This is a genomic window from Kouleothrix sp., assembly GCF_046328425.1.
GTDB lineage: Bacteria > Chloroflexota > Chloroflexia > Chloroflexales > Roseiflexaceae > Kouleothrix.
In genome coordinates, this window is sequence record NZ_JAXLWP010000015.1 from 80,583 (window position 1) to 105,492 (window position 24,910).

Here is a 24,910-nt window from a genome sequence, read left to right on the forward strand (position 1 = left end):
GAGTGAAGCTATGACACGAGATCCGCCAGCGAACCTCGAACCGGCCGCGTCGGCCGAGCTGCTCGCGCATGCCAACCCGGTGTTCCAGGTGATCTTCGACGACCTCAAGCAGCGTATTCGCCGCGGCGAGTGGCTGCCGGGCGAGCGACTGCCCAGCATCAGCCAGCTCTCGAAAACACTGGAGGTAAGCACCGGGTCGGTGCGCGAGGCGCTGCGCTCGCTCCAGTCGATCGGGCTGGTGAAGATCGAGCACGGCCGTGGCGTGTTCGTTACCGGCTGGCGGCCAACCACCGACCTGTCGCACTATTTTCAAAATCTTGGCACCGGCCTGATCCTGGCGCTGGCCGAGACGCGCCGGATCATCGAGCCCGAGCTGGCGGCGCTGGCGGCCGAGCGCGCGACCGACGGCGAGCTGGCCGAGATCGAGGCTTTGGCGAAAGAGATGGAGGACGAGGCGCTGCGCGGGCTTGATTTTGTCGAGCCTGATGTGCAGTTCCATCGCCGGATCGCCCAGTCCGCGCGCAACCCGATCCTGTTCCGCATGATGGAGAGCGTGAACGACCTGTTTCTCGAGAGCCGCCAGCTGACCTCGCTCGAGCCGGGGATGACCGCGCGCGCGGTGCGCTACCACCTGCTGATCGCCGACGCGCTGCGCAGCCGCAGCGCGGCGCAGGCGCGGCTGCTGATGCTGGCGCATATGAACGATACGCTCAGCGGCGTGCTGGCAGCCGAGAGCCACGCCCACCAGGGAGCCTCGGAAGGTCGCAGCCCGCCGAAGCTCCCGAAACCACTGTAGCACCGCTCGCCCAATGCGCTTGTACGCGGCGGGGTATCGAAGAAAGAGCAACTATGCGAATCGCTGTAACTGGCGGCAGCGGCGACCTCGGCCGCAACCTGGTGGCGTACCTGCTCGAGCAGGGCCACGCGGTGGTGAGCATCGACCGCGCGCTGCCGCCCATGCCAACCACCTGGCCGGCCCGCCGCGCCGAGCATATGGTGGCCGACACCCGCGACTTCGGCCAGATCGTCGCGGCTATTCGCGGCTGCGACGCGCTGATCCACCTGGCCGCGCACCGCTCGCCGGGCGGCAGCCCCGACACGGTGGTGTACACCGAGAACACCGCCGGCAGCTACAATGCCCTGAGCGCGGCGGCCACGCTCGGCATTACACGCGTGTGCCTGGCCTCGTCGATCAATGCGATCGGCGGGGCGTTCAGCCGCGCGCCACGCTACGACTACTTTCCGCTCGACGAGCAGCACCCGACGTATGCCGAAGACCCGTACAGCCTCTCGAAGTGGGTGCTCGAGCAGCAGGCCGATGCCTTCGCACGGCGCTACGAGCAGATGCGCATCGCCAGCCTGCGCTTTCACTGGCTGGTCGAGAGCCGCCAGCAGGCTGTCGAGCGCACCGCGTACTTTGGCCCCGGCGGCGTGCGCCACCTGTGGGCCTACACGCTGCTGGCCGAGGCCAGCCGGGCCTGCCTGCTGGCGATCACCGCCGACTTCCAGGGCCACGAGGTGTTCTATATTGCTGCGCCAAACACCGCCATGGCCGAGCCGTCGCTCGATCTGGCGCGCCAGCACTACGCCGACGTGCCGGTGCGCGGCGACCTGAGCGACCATCGCAGCTTCTTCGACTGCTCCAAAGCCGAGCGGCTGCTCGGCTGGAGTCATAGCAGCGAGTAAATAATCGCTCGGCTGTGTCATACGCTGTTCGCTTGATCACGCATAGATTGTGTTGCACGACGTGGCTTCGCCACGTCGTGCAACACAAAAAGAAATTTGAGGGCGGCGAAGCCGCCCCCAAACCCCCACCAAAGTGTACGTCATCAAGCGAATTTGGTGCCATCTGTGGACGTCCTGCAATTTCGCGATAGTACAACTGGAGCCAAGTCGATGCGTATCACCGACATCAAGCCCTACCCGGTGTGGGTGGGCAACCGCAACCAGCTCGTCGTGAAGGTCGAGACGAGCGAGGGCATCTACGGGCTGGGCGAATCCGGGCTGAGCGGGCGCGAGCTGGCGGTGATCGGCGCGCTCAAGCACTTCCGCGAGTTTCTGATCGGCAAGGATCCGCTGCAGCGCGGGCGGATCTGGCAGGAGCTGTACCGCAGCCAGTATTTCGAGGGCGGGCGCGTGCTGCTGGCGGCGCAGAGCGCGATCGATATCGCGCTGCACGATATCGCCGGCAAGGCGCTTGGCGTGCCGGTGTACCAGCTGCTGGGCGGCAAGCATCGCGACAGCATCCCGTGCTTCGCGACAGCGGCCGGCGGCACGGGCGAGCAGATGCTTGCCAGCATCAAGATGCTGTGGGAGCACGGCTGGAAGGTGATCCGCACCATGCCGCTGCTGCCCGCGCCGCCAAGCGATCCGGCGGTGTTCGAGCCGCGCGAGAGCATCGCCTACACCGCCGAGTGGCTGGCGCGCGCGCGCGCCGAAGTGGGCGGCGCGCTGACGCTGGGCATCGACTACCACCACCGCCTGTCGATCGCCGAGACCGCCTCGTTCTGCCAGCGCATGCCGCGCGGCACGCTCGACTTCATCGAGGAGCCGATCCGCGACGAGACGCCCGAGGCCTACGCGGCGCTGCGCAAGCTCACCGACATCCCATTCGCCGTGGGCGAGGAGTTCGCCAGCAAGTGGCAGTTCCTGCCCTACATCGAGCAGCACCTCACCGACTTTGCGCGCGTCGATATCTGCAATGTCGGCGGGTTTACCGAGGCGATGAAGGTGGCCGGCTGGGCCGAGGCGCACTACATCGACCTGATGCCGCACAACCCGCTTGGGCCGGTGTGCACCGCCGCCACCATCCACATGGCCGCAGCAGTGCCGAACTTCGCCTGGCTCGAAGTGCGCGTCACCCAGTCGGAGAACCTGTACTACGGCAAGAACGGCATCAACGACGCCGATCTGCTGTTCCCGACCCAGCCACGCCTGGACGGCAACGGCTTCGCGGTGCCCGACACACCCGGCCTGGGGATCGACTTCGACGAGCAGCTGGCCCAGCAGCACAGCTGGCAGTTCTGGGAGGCGCCGCACTACCGCCGCGCCGACGGCTCGGTGACGAACTGGTGAAGGCCGAGCTTCAGATTTGAACGTTCGCATGGTCGCAGGCTGAGGGTTACCGCCGATAAACCTGCCAGCCTGCAACTGCAATCAGGAGAACGCGATGGTTCTTTCCGAAACACGGCTGGTGCTGGCCGGCAGCTACGCCGCGGCCGACGCGCCGGGGATCTTCTTGCTGGAGTTCGACTCGACCTCGGGGGCGCTGAGCCAGCGCGCGGCGTGCGCCGGCGTGGCCAGCCCGTCGTTCCTGGCGCTGCACCCGAACGGGCGCTGGCTGTTCGCCACCAGCGAGACCAGCCAGGCCAGCGGCGCGCCCGGCGGCGTGTGGGCGCTGCGCTTCGACCGCGACGCCGCCACATTCGAGCCGATCAACTCCCAGCCTAGCGGCGGCGACTGGCCGTGCCACCTGGCGATCGACCCGAGCGGGCGCTGGCTGCTGGTGTCGAACTATGGCAGCGGCAGCGTGGGCGTGCTGCCGATCGGCGGCGACGGCGCGCTTGGCCCGCTGGCGCACCTGGCGCAGCATGCCGGCGGCGGCCCGAACACCGCGCGCCAGGAAGGCCCGCACGCGCACTCGGCCACGTTCACGCCCGACGGCCAGTTTGTGATCGTGGCCGACCTGGGCATCGACCAGCTGGTGCTCTACCGGCTCGACGCAGATAGCGGCGCGCTGGAAGAGCACGCGCGCGTGGCCATCCAGCCCGGCGCCGGCCCGCGCCACCTGGCCTTCCACCCCAACGGCCGCTATGCCTATGTTGGAACCGAGCTCGGCAACACCGTGGTGGTGTTTGCCTACGGCCCGGCCGGCGCGCTGCACGAGCTGCAGACGATCGCGACGCTGCCTGCGGGCGCGCCCGAGAGCTACGTCGCCGACATCCACGTGTCGGCCGATGGGCGGCGGCTGTACGCCTCGAATCGCGGCCACAACAGCATCGCAGCCTACGATATTGGCGCCGATGGCAGGCTGGCGCTTGCGGGCATCGCGCCGTGCGGCGGCAACTGGCCGCGCAACTTCGCGCTGGCACCGGGCGGCGGCTGGCTGCTGGCGGCAAACCAGTACAGCGGCGCGGTGGCCGCGCTACCGCTGGCCGAAGAGCGCCCGATCGGCGCGGCGGCAGAGCTGCTTGCTGTACCGGCGGCCTCGTTCGTGCTGTTTGTGTAGCCGAGCGGTGGGATCATACAGCGCGCATAGAAAATCTGTGTGATCTGCTTGTGCTCGGTTTTTCCGCGCTGCGCGGAAAAACCGAGCACAGAAAAGAGCAAGTACCATGCTGCCGCAGGCACAAAACCGGTTAGCTACGTATATCGTGGTAAAAAGGCAATGAACAAACAAAACAAGCGCTTCGACGTAGTCAGCCTCGGCGAGTCGATGCTGCGCATGAGCGTGCCGATCGGCGCGCGGCTCGACGCGGCCCAATCGCTCGACCTGACGATCGGCGGCGCGGAGGGCAACCTGTGCGTGGCGCTGGCGCGGCTGGGCCGGCGCTCGGCCTGGGTCGGCAGGCTGCCCGACCACGCGCTCGGCAGCGCGGTGGTGCGCACCTACCGCGCCGATGGCGTGGACGTGTCGGCGGTGCGGCGCGTGCCAAACGAGCGCCTGGGCACCTACTTCATCGAGTACGCCACGCAGCCGCGCGCCATCCAGGTGATCTACGACCGGGCCGACTCGGCCGCCGCGCGCATGACCGTCGACGATATCGACTGGGGCTACCTGCTCGACACGCGCGTGCTGCACCTCACCGGCATCACCGCCGCGCTCAGCGACAGCTGCTACGCCGTGCTTGCCGAGGCGATCGCGCGCGCGCGCCAGGCGGGCGTGCTGGTGAGCTTCGACGTGAACTACCGCGCGCGGCTGTGGGACGCGGCAACAGCCGGGGCTAAGCTGCGGCCGCTGATCGCCGAGGCCGACCTGCTGTTCTGCAAGAGCAGCGACGCCACGCTGCTGTTTGGCTGCGCGGGCGAGCCGCACGAGCTGATGGCCGGGCTGCAGGCGCTGACGCGCGCCCAGGCGGTGGTGAGCACATTCGGCGAGCAGGGCGCGGCGCTGCTGTCGGGCGAGACGTTTGTGCGCCAGCCGGCCCTGCCGGTGCAGATCGTCGACCGGATCGGCAGCGGCGATGCCTTCGCGGCCGGCGTGCTCGACGGCTGGCTCGACGCCGCCGACCCGGCCGGGCCGGGGCTCGGCGGCGCGCTGCGCGAGGGGCTGCGGCGCGGCGTGGCGCTGGCGGCGATCGCGCTCTCGCAGTACGGCGACTGCGTGCTGACAAGCCGGGCCGAGCTGAATACGGTGATGGGCCAGCAGCAGCGCGATATCGCGCGCTAGGCACGCTTCATTAGACTTTAAAGGAAGTTTTCAGGGGCGGCTTTGGCGCACCCGAACCCCCACTGCTCTGCCGCAGGCTGAGCACGCCAGCTGCGCAGCCAATAAAGGAAAGCTCATGAACCCAACCGAAAAGATCCTCCAATCGAAGATCGTCGCGATCGTGCGGCTCGACGACTACGACCAGGCAATCGAGGTAGCGCGCGCGCTGGTGGACGGCGGCATCGACGTGCTTGAGTTCACGCTGACCGGCAAGGGCGCGGTCGCGGCGATCGGGCGGGTGCGCGCGGCGCTCGGCGCGGCGGCCTGCGTCGGCGTGGGCAGCGTGCTGCGGCCCGAAGAGGCCGTGGCGGCGATCGACGGCGGCGCGGAGTTCGTGGTGACGCCGGCGCTGCGCACCTCGGTCATCGCTGCATGCGTGAACCGCAATGTGCTGGCGCTCGCGGGCGGGCTGACGCCAACCGAGCTGCTCGAAGCCCACGAGGCCGGCGCCGCGCTGGTGAAGCTGTTCCCGGCGCGGCTCGGCGGCCCAAACTACCTGAAAGACGTGCTGGCGCCGCTGCCGTTCCTCAAGCTGGTGCCAACCGGCGGCGTCAGCGCGGCCAACGCCCGCGAGTACCTGGCGGCCGGCGCGGCGGCGCTGGGCATTGGCGGCAACCTGGTGGCGAAGCAGGCGGTCGCCAGCGGCGCGTTCGAGCAGATCACCTCGGCCGCGCGCGAGTGCGCCGCCGCCGTACGATAGATTTCATTGGAAATAACAATAGTGGGGGTGTGGGGGGCTTTGCCGCTCCGGCTCCCTTATTTTCGATAAAATCTCATACGTTGCTGAAAGGAAAACCTGCATGTGCTACGACGACAACGCCCGGCCACCTGGCCCGCCCGGCCCAATCGGCGCGACACGCTCGGAAGACCTGGTGCTCACGGCCGCCGATGGCAACCGCTTCGCCGCGTTTCTGGCGCTGCCCGAGCGCGCCGCCAGCGCTGCCGTGCTGATCCTGCCCGACATCCGCGGCCTGCACCAGTTCTACAAGGAGCTGGCGCTGCGCTTCGCCGAGGTGGGCCTGGCGGCGCTCGCGTTCGACTACTTCGGCCGCACCGCCGGCCTCACCGGGCGCGACGACTCGTTTGAGTTCTGGCCGCACGTGCAGCAGATCCGTGGGGCAACCATCGCCGCCGATGTCGACGCGGCGCTGGCGCACCTGCGCGCCCAGGCCGGCGCCGGCACGGCCAGCTTCAGCGTCGGCTTCTGCTTCGGCGGCACGCAGTCGTTCTTCTGCGGCATGCGCGAGACCGGCCTGGCCGGCGTGATCGGCTTCTACGCCGGGATGTCGCGCGATATGGGCGAAGGCACGCTGCTCGACCGCGCCATCCAGCTGCGCACGCCCGCGCTCGGGCTGTTCGGCGCCGCCGACCAGGGCATCCCGGCCGAGCAGGTCGAGGAGTTCGACCGGTGCCTCGACGCGACCGGTGTCGAGCATACGATCAAGCTCTACCCTGGCGCGCCACACAGCTTCTTCGACCGGCGGGCCACCGAGTTCGCCGAGGCTTCGGCCGACGCCTGGCAGCAGGTGCTGGGCTTTATCGCCGGGCATAGCGCGGCAGGAACATAGCCCATGGGCATCACACGCGCCGATTTCGGCACCGCCGAGGGCGCCCCGGTTCAGCGCTATACGCTGACAAACGACACCGGCATCGCCGCCGAGATCATGACCTACGGCGGGACGCTGCTGGCGCTGCGCGCGCCCGACCGCCACGGCCGCACCGCCGACATCCTGCTGGGCTTCGACGAGCTGGAGCCATACCTGGGCGCGCAGCCGTACATAGGCGCGCTGATCGGCCGCTACGGCAACCGCATCGCCGAGGGGCGCTTCACGCTCGACGGTGCCACCTACACGCTGGGGCGCAACAATGGCCCGAACAACCTGCACGGCGGGCCGATCGGCTTCGACCGCGCGGTCTGGCGCACCGAGGTGCTGAGCGATGGCGCCGAGCCTAGCCTGGCGCTGCAGCACCTCAGCCCCGACGGCGACCAGGGCTTTCCCGGCGCGCTGGCGGCCACGGTGACGTATACGCTCACTGCGGCCAACGAGCTGCGGATCGACTACGACGCGACCGCCGACAGGCCGACGGTGGTGAACCTGACCAACCACGCCTACTTCAACCTTGCCGGCGCCGGCGACGTGCTCGGCCACACGCTTGAGCTGGCGGCCACGCGCTTTGTGCCGGTGAACGCCAACCTCATCCCCACCGGCGAGCTGCGCCCGGTGGACGGCACGCCGATGGACTTCCGCGCCCCCACGCCGATTGGCGCGCGTATCGCCGCCGCCGATGAGCAGATCGCCATCGCCAACGGCGGCTACGACCACACCTGGGTGCTCGACGGCGCGGGCCTGGCCTTTGCCGCGCGCGTGGCCGACCCAGCCAGCGGCCGCGTGCTAGAGGTGTACACCACCCAGCCGGGCGTGCAGTTCTACTCGGGCAACTTCCTCGACGGCACGCTCGTGGGCAAGGGCGGCCAGGCATATGCCAAGCATGCCGGGCTGTGCCTGGAGACGCAGCACTTCCCCGACTCGCCAAACCAGCCGCAGTTCCCCAGCACGGTGCTGCGGCCCGGCGAACGGTACCGCCACACAACGGTGTTTCGGCTTGGGGTCGCGTAAAACCTGCCCATACGACCGTTTGTTGCAGTTTCGGCTGCGCCGCCCCCGAGGTATCGTTTGCAATGGCCTGCCCCGTTTCGCTGGGCAGGCCATTGCAAAAAGAAAGCGGTCAAACGGAATTGGCATGATCGGGGGCGGCGCCGGAAGCGCGGCGCTTTGACAAACCTCAGAGCCGCTGCTACACTCTGCACGCGCCACACGCGAACCACACAATCACACAATCAGGAGGCTTTATGCCCGCCTTCTCCCGCGACGAACTGCTGGCCGCGCTCGAGGCCGAGCGCTCCGCGCTGCTGGATCTCCTGCCGCGCTTCGGCGACGCGCAGCTCCGCGAGTCCGCCCGCGCCGACGGCTGGACCGCGCACGATATCGCCGCGCACGTGGCCGACTCGAGCTTTGGCCTGGCGCGCCTGGTGCTCGGCGAAGCCCCGCCGGTTCTGCCCGTCAACCCCACCACCGGCTGGATGGATCCGAGCGATTACAACAACCAGCGCCGCGAGCAGAACCGCGCGCTCAGCCGCGAGAAGCTCGGCGCGCGCCTGGCCGGCGGCTTCGACAACGCCCGCCGCGCGATCGAGACCGTGGCCGACTACGACGCACCCGGCCCGTATGGCCCGAACCACACCAAGGGCCAGTGGCTCCAGCGGATCGTCGACCACGCCCGCGAGCACCGCGAAGAGCTGGCGGCCATGCTCGGCTAGCCCCGCTCGCCGCCCCTACCGCACGAACCCCGCACAGGGGTTCTTTTTGTTTCTCCGCGCGCCGCTGCCCCACGACAGATGACACTGATATCACAGTTGCTCAGGCCAACTCCGTCTGATCACTTTCGTTTGTGATACCCCGCCCGGCGAAGCCTGCTAGGGCATCTCAAAAAGAAATTCGGGGCTGCTTCGCCGCTCCCGACCCCCACTAAAAACAGCACGTGTTCAGCCGAATTTGGCATCAGATGGACGTCAGATCAGCACAAGATATATCCCATTTGCATACATTCTATAGTATGATAGATTGTCGTGAGTGCCACAGCGCCCGCGGCGGGCTCGCAAGGCAGCGAGCTGCGGCGCGGCGCGGCGGTGGTTTGCGTTCCTAGGCGGCACCACACCAGTGCAAGTGCGAGGCGCACGCTGGCGCGCACACAGCGCACCGGCGCGCAAAGGAGCATACGCCATGCCCCAGGTAACCGAGCGCGCGGAGCAGGCCAGACGGCAGGCCCGCCATCTACAGGAGCTGCGACGCCGCACCCAAGAGCTCGAGCGCATGCTCGAGATCGGCTCGTACGATGTGAAGATTCGCCAGCGCCAGGCCGAAATTCAATCGCTGATCCAGCGGCGCGCCTCGATCGAGAGCGAGCTGTACCACCTGCGCCGCGCGCTCAGCCAGCTCGAGGGCAGCGGCAACTAGGCGCATACGCCCGATGCCGAGCACAGCCGGCAGCTACTCGGCAAAACCGCCGACTGCCGGCTTTCGTTCCATAACGCACTGCCGCTGATAGAAATATGGTTGCCATGCCCAACGATTTCACACCCGAGAGCGACGCCGCCATGCGCGCCTACTACCAGCAGCGCGCCGGCGAGTACGATGAGTGGTATCTGCGCGAGGGGCGCTTTGCCGGCCGCGCCGAAAGCGAGCGCTGGCACGCCGAGGTGGCCCTGCTGCGCGAGCGCGTGCAGGCCTTCGGCCATGGGCGCCTGCTCGAGATCGCCGCCGGCACCGGCTGGTGGACGCAGCACCTGGCACGGCGCGCCGCCGTGACTGCGCTCGACTACGCGCCGGCCATGCTGGCGCAGCTCGGCAGCCGGCTCGCGGCCCACGGGCTGCAGGCCGCGCGCGTGCGCGGCGACGCCTACGCGCTGCCCTTTGCGGCGCAGTCGTTCGAGTGCGGCTTCTTTGGCTTCTGGCTGAGCCACGTACCCCATGCCCGCCTGCCCGAGTTCGTGGCCGAGCTGCGGCGGGTAATCCGGCCCGGCGGCCTGGTGATGGTCGTCGATAGCGCCCCAACCGACCCCGAACAGATACCCGGCCGCGAGTTTCTGCACGAGCGCGTGCTTAACGACGGCTCGCGCCACCATGTCCTCAAGATCCTGCATACCCCTGCAAGCCTGTCCGGCACGCTGGCACCGCTGGGCGGGCCGATCGATAGCTGGTCGACCGGGCGATTCTTCAGTGGCATAATCGTCAAAATTCCGTCAAAATAATACTTTCAATCCGCCTGAAGCGTGCTATAATCCGTAGTAATTCCAGGCCGAACTATACTTCAGACGCTGTGCCACGTGGCAGGCGCCTGTACCTGAGAGTGAACAGGAGAGGCACATGGCATACCATCGGATTGCCGAGGTTGCGGATCTGCTTGGCATGAGCGTGTCGATGCTGCGCGCGTGGACGCTGGAGCTGGCGCCGTACCTGAGCGATGGCGCGCAGTGGCTCATGCCACTCAATGGCCAACGGCCTTCGCCGCGCTACGGCGACGCCGATATTGTCGTGCTATGCCGGGCGCAACGCCTGCGCGAGCAGGGGCTTTCGTTCGAGCAGATCCGCGTGCGGCTAGCCGAGCACGACAGCGCGAGCGAGCCGGATGAGCTGGGCGACGCCGGCGAGGCCGCGTCCGAGGCCACCGGCCGCGCAAAGCACGCCTACGAGCTAGCGCTCGACGCGCTGCACGATGCCATGCGCGTGCAGGGCACGCTGATCCAAAGGCTGCAGGAAGAGACCCACGATCTACGCTCAGCGCACGATCATCTGATCGAATCGCACGCCGCCCAACGCTCGCACTACCTATCGATCATCCGCATGCTGCTGATGCGCGAGTTCAAGCGCACGCGCCGCCAGCAGCTCGGCATATAGCCAGCCTGTATCATACCAACTCCGTTTGATTACTTGTGTTTTCTTGTGCGGCGCCCGGCAAAGCCGGGCGCCGCACAAGAAAGAAATTTGGGTGCGGCAAAGCCGCCCCCACACCCCCACCAAAAGAAATTTGGGGGCGGCTTAGCCGCCCCCAAACCCCCACCAAGTGGTTGTTCGCCCTACGCCGAAGCGCTACTCGTCGAGGCGCGTGGTCTCGCCGGTGGCGGGCGGCGTGCTCTGGCTCGGCGCGGCCGTGTGGCCGGCAGCCTCGGCATCGATCCGGTCGACGACCTTGCGCAGCTGCGTGTTCAGCTGGGCCAGGCCGCTGACGATCGTCTCCTGAATATCCTGCACCACCTTGCTCTCGCGGGCCTGCTCGACGGCCTTGCGGCCGCGCTCTTCGGCCTGCTGGAAGCGCGGATCGTTCTGCAGCGACTTCACAGCCGACTGCACCTGCGTCGACAGCTCGCGCACGCCGCCGACAATATCCTTCTGCAGCTGCTTGGCGCGGTCGCTCTCGATTGCGGCGCGGAAGGCCGCCTCGAGCTGCTGGCCCATCTCGCGCAGCTCCTTCAACAGATCCGACGAAGCGTCCTGGCCCGAGCCGGGGTTGGTGTTCGGTGTATTTTCGCTCATGGTCTTGCTCCTCTTGATAGCCTCACGGCTGCGCCTCTGCGCACCCGGTAATCATCGGCGATCCAAGCATTAGGACGATGCGTAGGAGACGATTGTTGCGGCTTGTATTGTAGCACGCTTTGCGCGGCCACGCAGTGAATTTGACGCATCGCGGCGTGGTGAGTACAATAGCACAAAACTTGATAGACAAATACAACAAAAGGGGGCGGTATGAGCCGGATCTACAACAATATCACCGAGCTAGTGGGCAACACGCCGCTCGTGCGGCTGAACCGCGTTAACGACACACAGGCCACGATCCTGGCGAAGCTGGAGTTCTTCAACCCGGCCAGCAGCGTGAAGGATCGCATCGGCCTGGCTATGATCGAGGCGGCCGAGCGCGAGGGCAAGATCCAGCCTGGCAAGACGGTGATCGTCGAGCCGACCAGCGGCAACACGGGCATTGGCCTGGCGTTTGTCGCGGCGGCGAAGGGCTACCGCATCATCCTGACAATGCCCGACAACATGAGCCTCGAGCGGCGCAAGCTGCTGAAGGGCTTCGGCGCCGACTTGGTGCTGACGCCGGCCGCCGAGCGCATGCCCGGCGCCATCCGCAAGGCCGAGGCTATTGCCGCCGAGATCCCCAACGCCTGGATACCGCAGCAGTTCCAGAACCCGGCCAACCCCGAGGTGCACCGCAACACCACCGCCGAAGAGCTGTGGAACGACACCGACGGCAAGATCGACATTCTGGTGGCCGGCGTGGGCACTGGCGGCACGATCACCGGCGTGGCCGAGGTGATCAAGCAGCGCAAGCCCGGCTTCAAGGCGATCGCGATCGAGCCCGAGGGCTCGCCGGTGCTGTCGGGCGGGCAGGCCGGGCCGCACAAGATCCAGGGCATCGGCGCGGGCTTCGTGCCCGACGTGCTGAATACCGGCATTATCGATGAGATCGTGCAGGTGTCGAACGACGACGCCTTTGATACCGCCCGCCGCCTCGCCCGCGAGGAGGGCCTGATGGTTGGCATCAGCTCGGGCGCCGCCGCTACTGCCGCGCTGCGCGTGGCGCGCCGGCCCGAAAACGCCGGCAAGCTGATTGTGTTCATCGTGCCGAGCAACGGCGAGCGCTACCTCAGCACCGCGCTGTACCCCGACGAGGCCTAAAGCTCGTTCAAGTAGCCACAAAGACTCGAAGGCGCGAAGAATTTGTAGCTTCTTGTTGCCTTCGAGTCTTTGATTCTTTGTGGCAAACATCCCCTTGTCGGCGTGTTTGATACGCTGTTCGCTTGATCACTCCGATTGTGTTGCACTACGTGGCTTCGCCATGTAGTGCAACACAATAAGAAGGGCGGCTTTGCCGCCCCAAACCCCCACCAAAGAGTAAGTAGTCAAGCAAATTTGGTATGAAGGGTAGTCGGGTTTAGTCGAGCCCGCGCACGCGCAGCTCGTCTACCACCTCTTCAACGCCCTCAACATACTCGGCCACCGCCAGCAGGTTATCGCTGTCGGTCAGGTCGTCGACGAGGCCGCGCAGCGTCACGACGCCGCCGCGAGCTTCGATCGCGATCCGCGTGACATACTGCGTGGTGCTGCTGTCGGCGCGGATGGCCTCGCGCACCCGCCCGGCCATCTCGTCGTCGCCGGGCAGAAAATCGCTGTGGTGGCTGGCATTATACGGCTCGTCGAGCGCGGATGTGCCAAGCCCGCTGGCAACTTCGGCATTCTCAAAGCTGTCGCTCGGCACCGTCGGCGGGTCGACCGGCGGCACATAGGTCAGGCCCTCCTCAATCGCCTCCATTGCGTCGTCGGTCTCGCCGTCGCGCAGCTCTAGCTCGGTCAGCATCTCAAGCGTCTCGGCGTCCTCGGGGCGGTCGGCGTTGCCGGCGATCAGCTCGCCCTCGTCAATATCTTTGCGCGTCAGCTCGCCAAGGTTGTCGACTTCGTCGGCATCAAAGATCGTGCCCTGGTCTTCGGGCGCGCGGTAGCCGGCCATGGCGCGCAGCTGCTGCTCGATCGGCGGGGCCGGCGGGTTCAGCGGCGTGTCGGTCGAGGGGTCGCTGCTGGGGCGCGCGGGCTTGCGGCTGCGTTCGGTCATGATCGCTCCTTTCGCTTGAACTGCCACGATCGCTGTGCATACGGCGTGCCACCGGCCACAAAGTTTAAAGCGCAAGATTCGCATAGACGTGCTGGCGCATCTGTTCTATCATGGGGGCAACAAGCAGGCGGAACGGCTCTCACATACACGAGTTACGCGGTGGGGTTCGGGGGCGGCTTTGCCGCCCCCGAAAACTCTTTGGCCGGTCGCGGCCACGGCGGTGGCCGCGACCGGCCAAAAGAGATGATTTTGGAGGGCTTGCGCCCTCCAAGCCTCCCACGCGGGAGGACACCGCGTAACTTGTGTCAGACAGGGAAGTGCAGGTGCAGCCAATGAACGACGAAATGCGCTGGCAGGCGGTCGCGGCGCGCGACGCCACAATGGACGGCCAGTTTTTCTACGCGGTGCGCTCGACCGGGATCTACTGCCGGCCGAGCTGCCCGTCGCGCCGGCCGCGCCGCGAGCAGGTGCAGTTCTTCGGCCAGGCCGGCGAGGCCGAGCAGGCCGGCTTCCGGGCATGCCGGCGCTGCCGCCCGCGCGACGCCGGGCCGCCGCCGGCGCAGCGCGCGCTGGCCGAGCGCGCCTGCCAGCTGATCGACGCGCAGCCCGATGCCGCGCCTACGCTGCGCGAGCTTGGCCAGCAGATCGGCGTGAGCCCGTTTCACCTCCAGCGAGTGTTCAAGCAGGTGCTGGGCATCTCCCCGCGCCAGTACGCCGAGGCGCGCCGTGTCGAGCGGCTGCGCGCACGGCTGAAAGAGAGCAATACCGTGACCGACGCACTGTACGAGGCCGGCTACGGATCGAGCAGCCAGCTGTACGCGCAGGCGCCCGCGCGCCTGGGCATGACGCCGGCCAGCTACGGGCGCGGCGGCGCGGGCGCGCAGGTGCGCTATACCATCGCCAGCACGCCGCTGGGCCAGCTGCTGGTGGCCGCCACCACGCGCGGCGTCTGCTTCGTCAGCCTGGCCGACGACGCGCCCGCGCTCGAGGCTGCGCTGGCGCGCGAGCTGCCAGCCGCCGCGCTTGTGCGCGACGACGGCGCGCTGGGCGCGTGGGTCCAGGCGATTGTGCGCCACCTAAGCGGCGCGCAGGCCACGATCGAGCTGCCGCTCGACGTGCGCGCCACCGCATTTCAGCAGCGCGTGTGGCAGGCGCTGCTGGCCATACCCTACGGCGCAACCCGCACCTACGGCGAAGTCGCCGCTGCGCTCGGCCAGCCAACCGCCGCACGCGCGGTGGCGCGCGCCTGCGCAACCAACCCAGTGGCGCTGGTGGTGCCGTGCCACCGCGTCGTGGGCGAGGGCGGCGAGCTGCGCGGCTACCGCTGGGGCGTCGAGCGCAAGCGCCAGCTGCTCGAGCACGAAGCTGCGGCGCCCGTCGAGAGCCACGCCTGAGAAGCTTCCTGAAAAGGGCGGTTTGGGGCGACTTCGTCCTTCCAAATATCACTCGTTCTGGCGGGTCGCGGCCACATTTGTGGCCACCACCCGCCAGAAGGGAAGTGCGAGGGGTTATGCCCCCGCGCACCCCTTTTTCAAACAAGCTCTGGGTATGCTTCAATTTGGGACAATAAATGTTAAAGCTGGTTTGAGACATGCTAGGACTTACGCAGTTGGCGACCTCAGCCTTCGGTAGAGCGGTACTCTATCTCCATATCGTGTCCATTTTTCGCGCAGAGCGCGGAAAATTGACACAGAAGATGAGCAAGTACCATGCTGCCGCAGGCTCAATCTCGTCGTTTGAGGAAGCCGAATCACGTAAGTGCGTAACTCCTAACATGCCTAACGGAGAGAATGCATGAGCATGGGAAAAGCGCTCGCCGGACGCGGCAAACCGGGCCTGCTCGACGCGGCCGGCCCCGAGCTGGCGCAGCTGGTAGTGGTTGGCCTGTGGGCCTCGACATTTATCGTCACCAAGCACGCCTTCGCCGAGCTATCGCCGCTGGCGTTCACATTTGTGCGCTTCGGGCTGATGACGACGCTGGCCTTCGTGGTGCTGGCGGCGCGGCGCCGTGCCGCGCCGGGCACGCCGATCGGCGTGCGGCGGCGCGACATTCCGCGCTTCGTGGCGGCTGGGCTGGCCGGCTACACCTTCTACCAGCTTGGCTTCGTGCTCGGGCTGCACGAGACATCGCCATTCGCCAGCTCGCTGCTGATCGCCATGGTGCCGCTGTTCACCACCGGCTTTCTGGCGCTGCGCGGCGAGCGCACCAGCGCGCGCGGCTGGGCCGGCCTGGCGATCGCGCTCGCTGGCGTCGGCATCTTTCTGGCCGACCAGTGGAACCGCGGCGCGCCGGGCTCGCTGCTGGGCGACGCGCTGAGCCTAGGCGCGGCGGTGTCGTTCGCGCTGTACGGGCTGGTGAACCGACCGCTGGTGCGCGATTACCCGCCGGCCACGTATACCGCCTACACGCTGCTGGCCGGCAGCCTGCCGCTGCTGGCGCTGGCCACGCCTGCGGCGCTGGCCCAGGACTGGGGCCGGGTGTCGGCGATCGGCTGGATCGAGATCGTCTACATGGTAGTATTGCCGGTGTACGTGGCGTACATGCTCTGGAACTGGGCAATCGCCCGGCGCGGCGCCGCAGCCGCCACCAGCTTCTCGCTGCTTGTGCCGGTTGCCAGCGGCACGCTCTCGGCCTGGCTGTTCGCCGAGCCATTTGGCGCGGCCAAGCTGCTCGGCGCCGCGCTCGTGCTGGGCGGCCTGGCGATCATCCGCACCCCGGCGCGCCGCGCCGAGCCAAACGAATAGGCACACTGTGAACATGCTCTTCGCAAGGCGCCAGGCCGCCGCCGAGCGCGGCCACCGGCTGGGGATCGCGCTGGCGCTGCTGGCGGTGTACATCATCTGGGGCTCGACCTACCTGGCCATCCGCTACACGCTCAGCAGCTTCCCGCCGTTTCTGATGGCCGGAATGCGCTTCACGCTGGCGGGCGCGCTGCTGCTGGGCCTGGCGCGCTGGCGCGGCGCGGCGCTGCCCAGCCGGAAGCAGTGGCGCAACGCCGCGCTGATCGGCGGGCTGCTGCTGGTGAGTGGCAATGGCGTGGTGGTGTTCGCCGAGCAATGGGTCACCTCGACCATGACCGCGCTGATGCTGGCGACCGTGCCGATCTGGACGGCGCTGATCGCCGGGGTGTGGGGCCGCTGGCCTGGCCGCGCCGAGTGGGCCGGGCTCGTGCTTGGCTTTCTCGGCATTGTGCTGCTGAACATGGAAGGAAACCTACGCGCCAACCCGCTCGGCGCGGCGCTGATGCTCGCCGCAGCAATCAGCTGGTCGCTCGGCTCGGCGCTCAGCCGGCGCCTCGAGCTGCCGGCCGGGCTGATGGGCAGCGGCGCCGAGATGCTCTGCGCCGGCCTGATGCTCGCGCTGCTCAGCCTTGGCCGGGGCGAGCATATGGCCGCCGCGCCAAACGCCGCCGCGCTGGCCGCGTTCATCTACCTGATCATCTTCGGCGCGCTGGTGGCCTTCAGCGCCTACGGCTTCCTGCTGGCGCACGCCCGGCCGGCGCTGGCGACCAGCTACGCCTATGTCAACCCGGTGGTGGCCGTGGCGCTCGGCGTGGGCCTGGCCGGCGAGCATATTGGCCCGACCGGCCTGGCCGCGATGCTGATCATCCTGGCCGCCGTCGGCCTGGTGATGCTGGCGCGGCGCTAGCGCGTTGCCCGTTGCCCTGATCTATGTTAGACTCGCGGCCTGATCAGGCAAGGGCACAGCATGAGGCGCGATTCGACAGCCTACTCGGCACCGGCGGCCGACACACCCAGCCCCGCACGCGCAGCGCGGCGGCTGAGCGGCATCGCCACGCTGGCGCGGCTGGCGGCCGCGATGCTGCTCGGCGCGCTGCTGATCGCGCTGGCCTACCAGCTCCCTACCGCCCACACTGTCGACATCGGCGGCTACGACGCGGCCTACGTCCAGGGCTTCTACGACCCCGAGCGCGCCGCGCCTGAGCTGGCCGGCTCCGACGGCAGCGCCCGCTGGACGCGCGACACCGCCGATCTGCTGTTTCCCCAGGCCGGCCTGCCTGCCCAGGTGTCGCTGCGGCTGCGCGCCCCCGACGGCGCGGCGCGCGACGTGACGGTGCTGCTGAATGGCGCGCAGGTGCTGGGGCGCTTCACGGCTGGCCCTGCGTGGCAGGAGCATAACTTTGCCATCAGCGGCGGCCTGCTGAAGCCCAACGACGTGGTGATCGAGATCCGCTCGTCCAGCGCGCCGCGCTCGCCCGACGACCCGCGCCCGGTGGGCGTGCTGATCGACCGCGCGGTGTACCGCGCCGGGCCGGCGCCGCTGCTGCCCTACCCGCCCCAGCTGGTCTATGCCGCGCTGGCCGCAGGGATGCTGTATCTCCTGACCGCACCTTGGCGAGCGGCAAGGCTGCCAGGCGACACACCGCCAGGTACGCGCCTTTCGTTCTGGCCTCCTGGTATCGTGGTCTGGGGCTCGGGCGTGGCGCTGCTGGCGCTCGCCTTTCTGCTGCTGTACCGCGCGCAGCCGCCCTACCCCTACCCCCTGCTGCGGCTGCTGCCTGCCATCGACGCGCTGCTGGCGGCGGCGCTGGCGCTGCGCTACGCCCCGGCGCTGGGCCGCCGCACGGCGCTGCTCGACGCGCTTGCGCTCGGCGGGGTGGCGGCCTGGGCAGGCGCGGTGCTGCTCGCCGCCCGCGATCACCTGACGCTGTCGGTGCCGGGTGTTGAGAAAGATTTTCGCGTGTTCGCGCTGCGCTCGGCGCACCTGGCCGGCAGCTTCCCGGCTGGAACGACCGACCCGGCGCTCGACGGCGTGCTGCGCGCTGACGGCTTCTACAACCTGGGCTACCCGCTGCTGCTCTGGCTCACGCGGCCGCTCGCCAGCGACAACCCGTTTCTCGCGGCGCGGCTGCTGGCTGCGTTCGCCGGCGCGCTGCTGCTGCTGGCAGGCTGGCTGCTGGCGCGGCGTCTGCTTGGCGCCGCACCGGCGCTGCTGGCACTGCTGCTGCTGGCGCTCAGCCCGCTGGTGGTGCAGGGCGCGCTCACGCTCGGCACCGATATGCCCTTCGCCGCCGCGAGCGCGCTGGCGCTCGCGCTGCTCGTCCCGCCGCCCACTGGCCGGCTAGCGCCCTGGCGCTATGCGCTCGCCGGGCTGATCGCCGGGCTGGCGTTCCTGCTGCGCCACCCCGGCCTGCTGCTGCTGCCGTTCGGCTGGCTGGCGATCGGCCTGGGCGCAGCCCCCGGCGCGCCACACAATCCACGCAGGGCGGGCCTGCTCGCCTTCTCGCTGGCCTTCGCCGTGGCGGTCGCGCCGCAGCTATACGTAAACCTGCGCGACGCCGGCGCGCCGCTGTACAGCCAGCAGGGCAAGAATGTCTGGCAGGCGGTGTTTGGCGAAGGCGACTGGGGCCGCTGGGCCGAGGCGCGCAACGACATCGGCGTCGCCCAGGTGATCGCCCAGGACCCGGCGCGCTTCGCCCAGAACTGGTGGAACAACCTGCGCGGCTTTGCCGGCACCGGCGGCGAAGATACCCGCGAGTTCGGCCAGGCGCTCCAGCTGCGGCTGCTCGGCTTCCCGGCCAACTGGCTGGCGCTGGCCGGGCTGCTGGGCTGGGCTGCCGCGCTGTTTACGCCACGTGGAAGCCGCGAGGGCCAGATTGGAAGGCCGGAAAGCAAGCACGGCGGCGTCTTGTCACGTTTCTCCTTGCCCGGCCTTGCGCTGCTGCTGGCCTGGGTCGCGATCTACGTGGTGGCGATCAGCGTCGGCCTGCCGCTGCAGGGCCGCTTTGTGCTGCCGCTGGCGCCGATCTATGCCGCCGCCGCAGTGTGGCTGCTGGGCGCGCTGGCGGGCCACATTTCAAACACTGCCGGCCAGGCAAGCGCAGGCGCTGCGGCTCGCACCGTGCGCCGCGCGCCTACGCTGCTGGCTGCCCTGCTGCTGCTGCCGCTGCTGTGGGGCGGCTTCGCGATCGGCGCCGGCCAGGTGCTGCGCAGCCGCCCGGTCGACGAGCCCGCGCGCGCGCGCGCCGAGGGCCGCGCCGAGCTTCCGGGCCAGCCCGCCGACGAGCACGAAATAATCGCCCAGGCGCTGGCGCGCCTCCAAGCTGGCGAGCGCCTGATCGTGCGGGCCGCGCCGGGCGCGCCGATCGGCAAGTACTCGGCGCTGGCCCACCTGGTGCTGCCCGCCCCCGCCGGCGACCGCCCGGCCGCGCTGCGCGCCAGCGGCGCGGCCTACCTGATCTGGTCCACGGCGCTCGGCAAGGCGCCGGATCTCGGGCCGCCGCTCGCCAGCGCCGGCACCTACCAGCTCTACCGACTGAGCCAATGACCAACACCATCCCCGCTAGCTCGCCCCGCCCGCGCCCGAACTGGCCGCTCCTGCTGCTGGTGCTCGTCGGCGTGGCGCTCCGGCTCTGGCTCATCGCCGCTAGCCCGCTCGACCCGCGCTTCTCCACCGCCGACGACGGCGACTACTACCGCCGCGCGCTGCACTTTGCCGTCACCGGCCAGTATGTCGACGACAGCTGGCTGATCCGCCCGCCGCTGCACGTGTTCTTCTTCGCCTTCTGGCTGAAGCTTGCGCTGCTGCTCGGCAACCCCACGCTGGGCGTGCGCCTGATCCAGCTGGCCCAGGTTGCCATCGGCGCGCTGACAATCGTGCTGGGCTACGCTAGCGCCCGGCGCCTGTTCGCCAGCCGCGCGGCCGGGCTGTGGTTCGCGGCTTTTCTGGCGCTGTGGTATTCGTTCGCCGAGCAGCCCAGCGTGCTATTTAGCGAGCTGCTGTACCTGGCGCTGTTTCTGCTCCACTTCTGGCTGCTGCTGCGCTTCGACGCCAACGGCCGCCGCCGCGACCTGGCGCTCTCGGGCGTGGCGCTCGGCGCCGCCGCGCTCACACGCTCGCCGGCGCTCTACTCGCTGGCGTTTGTGGTGCTGTGGCTGCTGCTGCGCCACGCCCGAGCCACGCATCCCGAACCGCAAGCTGGCCGCACAAGCGCCACGGCTGGCTCTTGGCTCGCGCTTCTCGGCACGATCGCGCTCTTCGTCGCCTGCACGCTCGCGGTCGTGCTGCCCTGGACGGCGCGCAACTACGTGGTGTACCACAAGCTCATCCCGGTCGATACCCTCGGCCAGATCAACCTGTGGCTCGACCTCGACAGCGTCGACATGCGCGACAAGCACATCAACGAGCTGCGCAAGCTGCCGCAGGCCGAGCGCGCCGGCTACGCGCTCGCCAAAGCCCGCGCCATCCTCGCCGCCGACCCGCTGCGACCCTTCCGGCCAATGTGGGACACGTTCAGGCATATCTGGAAAGCTCAGTTCGTCGAGGACTATTTCGTCAAGCGCAGCTTCTTCACCCGGCCGCTGCGCGCCACCGCGGCGCTCGGGCTACCGGGCGACCTGCTCTGGCTGGCGTACACCCTCGCCGGGCTCGTGGGCCTGGCGCGGCCGCCGCGCGAAGGCTGGCACAACCGGCTGTTCATACTGGCCTGGCTGGGCTACTCGTTCTTCACCGTGCTGATCTTCCATGTCGAGCCGCGCTACCTGCTGCCGATCTGGACGCTGCTCGGCCTGTACGGCGCGTGGGCGCTCTCGGGCATACGCAGGCCTAGCCGCAAGCTGGCGCAGCCACCCGGCAAGAAGCGCGGCGCCTGGCGCTCACAGCTCTGGATCCTCGCGCAAGCGCTGCTGGTGGCCGCCTTCCTGGCGCTGCTGCTGAGCTACCGCAACTACCCCGCGATCGTCGCGGCGGGCGCGGCGCGCGAGTGGCATATGGCCGCCGGCGACCGCGCCTACGCCGCGGGCAACTACCCCGCCGCCGAGCAGGCGTTTCGCGCCGCGCTGGCCGCTCAGCCCGAGTTCATCGACGCGCGCGCCAGCCTGGCGCTGGCGCTGGCCGCGCAGGGCCGCTACGCCGAGGGCCGCGCCCTGCTCAAGCCGAACGAGTCGCGGCGCAGCGATGTCGTGCTCGGCGCGCTGGCGCGCGACGCGGGCGACCTCAAGGCCGCGCGCGAGCCGCTGGCCAGCGCCGAGGGTCGTGCCGGCGAAGACATCCAGCTCTGGGCGCTCGAATGGCTGCGGCCGCCGGTCACCGGCACGCTCGCGCTCGGCGGCGGCTTCGACCTGGGCTATATCGACGGTTTCACCGAGGCCGAGAGCGGGCCGCTTGGTAGCTTCCGCTGGCTGGCTGGCAACGGCCGCGTGGTGCTGCCGCTCAGCGCGCCGCTCCGCCCGGGCAGCAGCTTGCTGCTGCGGCTCGCCAGCGGGCGGCCCGGCAGCGTGCCGCTGGAAGTGTGGGCCGGCGGCCAGCTGATCGGCCAGGTGCAGGTAGCCAGCGGCGAGTGGCGCACCTACCGCCTGCCCCTGCCAGGCAACCTCGCCGGCCAGTCGCGCGTCGAGCTGGGCCTGCGCGCGCCGGCATTCGTGCCCGCGCACGAGTTCGCCGGCAGCGACGACGCGCGCATGCTCAGCTTGATGATCAGCCAGGTTCGGGTACAATAGGGCGCCTGCGGTGGCCTGAACCAGGCGCGCGCTCGGCCCCGGCGCCGCCGCGCCTTCAGCAGTCGCGCTCGCGCTATATTCGAACTATCGCACACTGGAGATACTCCATGCCATCCCAACCAACACTGCTTGCCACCGACCTTGAGGGCGTGCTCGTGCCCGAGATCTGGGTCGCCGTCGCCGAGCGCACCGGCATCGAGCGGCTGCGCCTCACCACCCGCGAGATCCCCGACTACGACGCGCTGATGCGCGGCCGCATCGAGCTGCTGCACCAGCATCACCTGCGCCTGAGCGACATCCAGGCGGTGATCGACACGATCGATCCGCTGCCGGGCGCGCGCGAGTTCCTCGATTGGGCGCGCGCGCGCATGCCGCTGATCATTCTGTCCGACACATTCTACGAGTTCGCCGCGCCGCTCATGGCCAAGCTTGGCCAGCCCACGCTGTTCTGCAATACGCTCCACACCGACGAAGCCGGCAGCGTCAGCGGCTATACGCTGCGCCAGGCCGATGGCAAGCGCACGGCCGTGGCGGCGCTGCGCGCGCTTAACTTCCGCGTGATCGCCATGGGCGACTCGTATAACGATACCGCCATGCTCGCCGAGGCCGACCACGGTGTTCTGTTTTGCCCGCCCGCTAATATCGTCGCCGAGTTCCCGCACTTCCCGGTGCACACTGAGTACGCGCCATTGCGAAAGTATATTATGTCAATTATTAGTGCCGCGCCCAATCCCAGTAGTTAGGCGCTTGTTTGAAATAGTGCCCTGAAAGTGGCGCGGAGCGCCAAAATCCGAGTACGACATCACGCAGCAGCCAACATCCAGAAATGCCAAGAGCGCATTGGAGCAGGTTATGTCAATATTAAGTATCGAGCAGGCGCAGGCCCAGCCAGCCGCACGCCCGCCGGCCACGCAGTGGCCATTCAGCATCAGCATCGTCATCCCGGCCATGAACGAGGCCGCGACGATCGGCCAGGTGATCGCCGGCGTGCGCGACCACTGCCCCGACGCCGAGATCGTCGTCGTCGACGACGCCTCGCGCGACACTACCGCAGAGGTGGCTGCGGCCGCCGGCGCGCGGGTGATCCGCCGGCCCTACAATGTCGGCAATGGCGCCGGCGTGAAGACCGGCGTGCGCGCCGCCACCGGCGACGTGGTGGTGATCGTCGACGGCGACGGCCAGATGAACCCGGCCGATCTACCGCTGCTGCTGCGCCACATCGGCCCCTACGATATGGTGATCGGCGAGCGCGACCGCGCCGGCCAGCAGAACGCGCTGCGCTGGCTCGGCAACACCGCGCTCAATCGCTTCGGCAGCTACCTGGTGGGCATGGAAATGCGCGACCTGACGTCGGGCTTTCGCGCGTTTCGCCGCAGTGTGATGCTCGAATTCCTGCACCTGCTGCCCAACCGCTTTTCGTGGCCCACCACCAGCGCCATGGCCTTCGCCAAGGCCGGCTACCACATCCGCTTCGAGCCGATCGCCATGCGCCGGCGCCAGGGCGGCCAAAGCACCCAGAAGCTCATGCGCAACGGCGTGCGCTTCGGCCTGATCATCCTGCGGATCGTCACGCTGTTCAGCCCGCTGCGGGTGTTCTTCCCGATCTTCCTGGCGCTAGAGGCGCTGGCGCTCGCCGCGTACTTCTGGTCGGTCGCCAATGGCGATCGCTGGCTACACATTCCACCTTCCACCGGGATCTTCTTCCTCGGCGGGATCATTATCTTCCTGTTCGGCCTGATCTCCGAGCAGATCGCCAGCCTGCGCTTTAAAGGGCCAGAACGATGAACAAATACGCCCGCTGGGCCATCCGCCTGATTGGCCCGGCGCTGCTCGTGCTGTTTCTGTGGCGCACCGACTTTAGCCGGCTCGCCGAGGGGCTCGCCCGCGTGCAGATCTGGCCGCTGGTGCTCTCGCTGGCGCTGTTCTTGCCGTTTATCGCCGTGAAGTCGTGGCGCTGGAATATGCTTATGCGCGAGCTGGGCATGCAGCCGCCGTCGCTCGGCTTCGCCATGGCGCTCTATATGATCGGCCTGTACCTGGGCGGCACTACGCCCGGCCAGTCGGGCGATTTCGTCAAGGCCTGGTACCTGCGCGAGCGCGGCCAGCCGCTGGCGCCGGCGCTGTTCAGCATCCTGCTCGACCGGCTGTTCGATTTCGTGATCATGGCGCTGCTGGCACTGCTGGCGCTGGTCGCGTTTCTCGACGTGCTGCCGCAGTCGGCTCAGCTCGCCACGATCGGCTTCGCGCTGGCGGTGTTTCTCGCAACCCCCGCGCTCATGGCGCGCGGCCCGCGCGAGTGGCTGTTCGCGCGCGTGCTGCCGATCGCGCCGGCCGGCATCCGCGCGCGCCTTGAGCGCTGGCGCGAGCAGTTCGCTCAGCTCAGCCTGCGCCCTGGCCCGGCCGCGCGCCTCATGCTCGCCTCGGTCGGCTCGGCTACCTCGACGATGCTGCGGATCTACCTGCTGTTCGTGGCAATGCAGCTGCCGAACGTCCCGCTGCTGGCGATCGTCTCGTCGACGGCGCTGATCTCGATCCTGCAGGCGCTGCCGATCAGCTTCTCGGGCATTGGCGTGCGCGACGCGATTCTGATCGCCATGCTGGCGCGCTACGGCTACTCGAAAGAGCTGGCGCTGATCCTTTCCGCGCTGTACCTGATCGTCAATATCGAGCACATGCTGCTAGGCTTCTTTGTGTCGCTGCGCTACCCGCTTGGCGCGCCACCCGCCGAGCTCGGCAGCGACCGCTCGCCGCTCGAAGGCTGAGGCATGTTTCAGTTCATACGTAGGAATTACGCAGTTGGCGCCCTCAGCCTTCGGTAGAAATGATCGACAAGTATCATTGTGCGGGCGCGCTATC

At 68.4% G+C, this 24,910-nt stretch carries 23 protein-coding genes; 21 read left to right on the top strand and 2 right to left on the bottom strand.

What is annotated here, in order from left to right; translation table 11 throughout:
- Positions 1-10 precede the first annotated feature (10 nt).
- From U0177_RS15275 to U0177_RS15330, 12 genes are all read left to right on the top strand, one after another.
- Complete coding sequence (locus U0177_RS15275) at positions 11-796, top strand: FadR/GntR family transcriptional regulator (protein ID WP_409571503.1); 786 nt, start codon at positions 11-13, stop codon at positions 794-796.
- 53 nt (positions 797-849) lie between these two features.
- Positions 850-1,686 (top strand): NAD-dependent epimerase/dehydratase family protein, encoded by an 837-nt coding sequence (locus U0177_RS15280; RefSeq protein WP_409571504.1) that lies wholly within the window; start codon positions 850-852, stop codon positions 1,684-1,686.
- A 210-nt stretch (positions 1,687-1,896) separates the two neighbouring features.
- Positions 1,897-3,075, top strand: a complete 1,179-nt coding sequence (locus U0177_RS15285; protein WP_409571505.1) for a mandelate racemase/muconate lactonizing enzyme family protein — start codon at positions 1,897-1,899, stop codon at positions 3,073-3,075.
- A gap of 94 nt (positions 3,076-3,169) precedes the next feature.
- Positions 3,170-4,228, top strand: coding sequence for a lactonase family protein (locus tag U0177_RS15290; protein ID WP_409571506.1), 1,059 nt, complete (start codon positions 3,170-3,172; stop codon positions 4,226-4,228).
- 159 nt (positions 4,229-4,387) lie between these two features.
- Complete coding sequence (locus tag U0177_RS15295; protein ID WP_409571507.1) at positions 4,388-5,389, top strand: sugar kinase; 1,002 nt, start codon at positions 4,388-4,390, stop codon at positions 5,387-5,389.
- Between the two features lie 115 nt (positions 5,390-5,504).
- The gene (locus U0177_RS15300; protein WP_409571508.1) at positions 5,505-6,128 is read left to right on the top strand and encodes a bifunctional 4-hydroxy-2-oxoglutarate aldolase/2-dehydro-3-deoxy-phosphogluconate aldolase; all 624 of its coding nucleotides are present in this window, start codon (positions 5,505-5,507) and stop codon (positions 6,126-6,128) included.
- 100 nt (positions 6,129-6,228) lie between these two features.
- Positions 6,229-6,996 (top strand): dienelactone hydrolase family protein, encoded by a 768-nt coding sequence (locus tag U0177_RS15305; protein ID WP_409571509.1) that lies wholly within the window; start codon positions 6,229-6,231, stop codon positions 6,994-6,996.
- 3 nt (positions 6,997-6,999) lie between these two features.
- Positions 7,000-8,046: an aldose epimerase family protein gene (locus U0177_RS15310; RefSeq protein ID WP_409571510.1), complete on the top strand. Its 1,047-nt coding sequence runs from the start codon at positions 7,000-7,002 to the stop codon at positions 8,044-8,046.
- A 233-nt stretch (positions 8,047-8,279) separates the two neighbouring features.
- Positions 8,280-8,747, top strand: coding sequence for a DinB family protein (locus tag U0177_RS15315; protein ID WP_409571511.1), 468 nt, complete (start codon positions 8,280-8,282; stop codon positions 8,745-8,747).
- Between the two features lie 463 nt (positions 8,748-9,210).
- Positions 9,211-9,444 (top strand): hypothetical protein, encoded by a 234-nt coding sequence (locus U0177_RS15320; RefSeq protein WP_409571512.1) that lies wholly within the window; start codon positions 9,211-9,213, stop codon positions 9,442-9,444.
- 104 nt (positions 9,445-9,548) lie between these two features.
- The gene (locus U0177_RS15325) at positions 9,549-10,238 is read left to right on the top strand and encodes a class I SAM-dependent methyltransferase (RefSeq protein WP_409571513.1); all 690 of its coding nucleotides are present in this window, start codon (positions 9,549-9,551) and stop codon (positions 10,236-10,238) included.
- A gap of 115 nt (positions 10,239-10,353) precedes the next feature.
- The gene (locus U0177_RS15330; protein ID WP_409571514.1) at positions 10,354-10,884 is read left to right on the top strand and encodes a MerR family transcriptional regulator; all 531 of its coding nucleotides are present in this window, start codon (positions 10,354-10,356) and stop codon (positions 10,882-10,884) included.
- 192 nt (positions 10,885-11,076) lie between these two features.
- Here the strand turns inward: U0177_RS15330 and U0177_RS15335 are convergent, their stop codons facing one another.
- Positions 11,077-11,520, bottom strand: a complete 444-nt coding sequence (locus tag U0177_RS15335) for a hypothetical protein (protein ID WP_409571515.1) — start codon at positions 11,518-11,520, stop codon at positions 11,077-11,079.
- A 210-nt stretch (positions 11,521-11,730) separates the two neighbouring features.
- Here U0177_RS15335 and cysK point away from each other — a divergent pair, with 210 nt between their 5' ends.
- Positions 11,731-12,663, top strand: a complete 933-nt coding sequence (gene cysK, locus U0177_RS15340; RefSeq protein WP_409571516.1) for a cysteine synthase A — start codon at positions 11,731-11,733, stop codon at positions 12,661-12,663.
- A 256-nt stretch (positions 12,664-12,919) separates the two neighbouring features.
- Here cysK and U0177_RS15345 read toward each other — a convergent pair whose 3' ends face one another.
- Positions 12,920-13,594 (bottom strand): BON domain-containing protein, encoded by a 675-nt coding sequence (locus U0177_RS15345; RefSeq protein ID WP_409571517.1) that lies wholly within the window; start codon positions 13,592-13,594, stop codon positions 12,920-12,922.
- A gap of 332 nt (positions 13,595-13,926) precedes the next feature.
- On the opposite strand from U0177_RS15345, the gene ada reads away from it, so the two are divergent.
- The 8 genes from ada to U0177_RS15385 all read left to right on the top strand — a co-directional run bounded on the left by ada (position 13,927) and on the right by U0177_RS15385 (position 24,816).
- Complete coding sequence (ada, locus tag U0177_RS15350; RefSeq protein ID WP_409571518.1) at positions 13,927-14,988, top strand: bifunctional DNA-binding transcriptional regulator/O6-methylguanine-DNA methyltransferase Ada; 1,062 nt, start codon at positions 13,927-13,929, stop codon at positions 14,986-14,988.
- A gap of 400 nt (positions 14,989-15,388) precedes the next feature.
- Positions 15,389-16,339: a DMT family transporter gene (locus U0177_RS15355; protein ID WP_409571519.1), complete on the top strand. Its 951-nt coding sequence runs from the start codon at positions 15,389-15,391 to the stop codon at positions 16,337-16,339.
- Between the two features lie 13 nt (positions 16,340-16,352).
- Complete coding sequence (gene yedA / locus U0177_RS15360; RefSeq protein ID WP_409571520.1) at positions 16,353-17,243, top strand: drug/metabolite exporter YedA; 891 nt, start codon at positions 16,353-16,355, stop codon at positions 17,241-17,243.
- A gap of 60 nt (positions 17,244-17,303) precedes the next feature.
- On the top strand, positions 17,304-19,883 hold the full coding sequence (locus U0177_RS15365; protein ID WP_409571521.1) for a glycosyltransferase family 39 protein: 2,580 nt from the start codon (positions 17,304-17,306) through the stop codon (positions 19,881-19,883).
- Positions 19,880-22,054 (top strand): glycosyltransferase family 39 protein, encoded by a 2,175-nt coding sequence (locus tag U0177_RS15370; RefSeq protein ID WP_409571522.1) that lies wholly within the window; start codon positions 19,880-19,882, stop codon positions 22,052-22,054. The genes U0177_RS15365 and U0177_RS15370 overlap by 4 nt, the downstream gene beginning before the upstream one ends.
- Before the next feature lie 107 nt (positions 22,055-22,161).
- Positions 22,162-22,797, top strand: a complete 636-nt coding sequence (gene thrH / locus U0177_RS15375; protein WP_409571523.1) for a bifunctional phosphoserine phosphatase/homoserine phosphotransferase ThrH — start codon at positions 22,162-22,164, stop codon at positions 22,795-22,797.
- 109 nt (positions 22,798-22,906) lie between these two features.
- Positions 22,907-23,839 carry a glycosyltransferase family 2 protein gene (locus tag U0177_RS15380; RefSeq protein WP_409571524.1) on the top strand — a complete coding sequence of 311 codons (933 nt, stop codon included), beginning with the start codon at positions 22,907-22,909 and terminating at the stop codon, positions 23,837-23,839.
- Complete coding sequence (locus tag U0177_RS15385; RefSeq protein ID WP_409571525.1) at positions 23,836-24,816, top strand: YbhN family protein; 981 nt, start codon at positions 23,836-23,838, stop codon at positions 24,814-24,816. Before U0177_RS15380 ends, U0177_RS15385 begins: the two co-directional genes overlap by 4 nt.
- Positions 24,817-24,910: the final 94 nt, after the last annotated feature.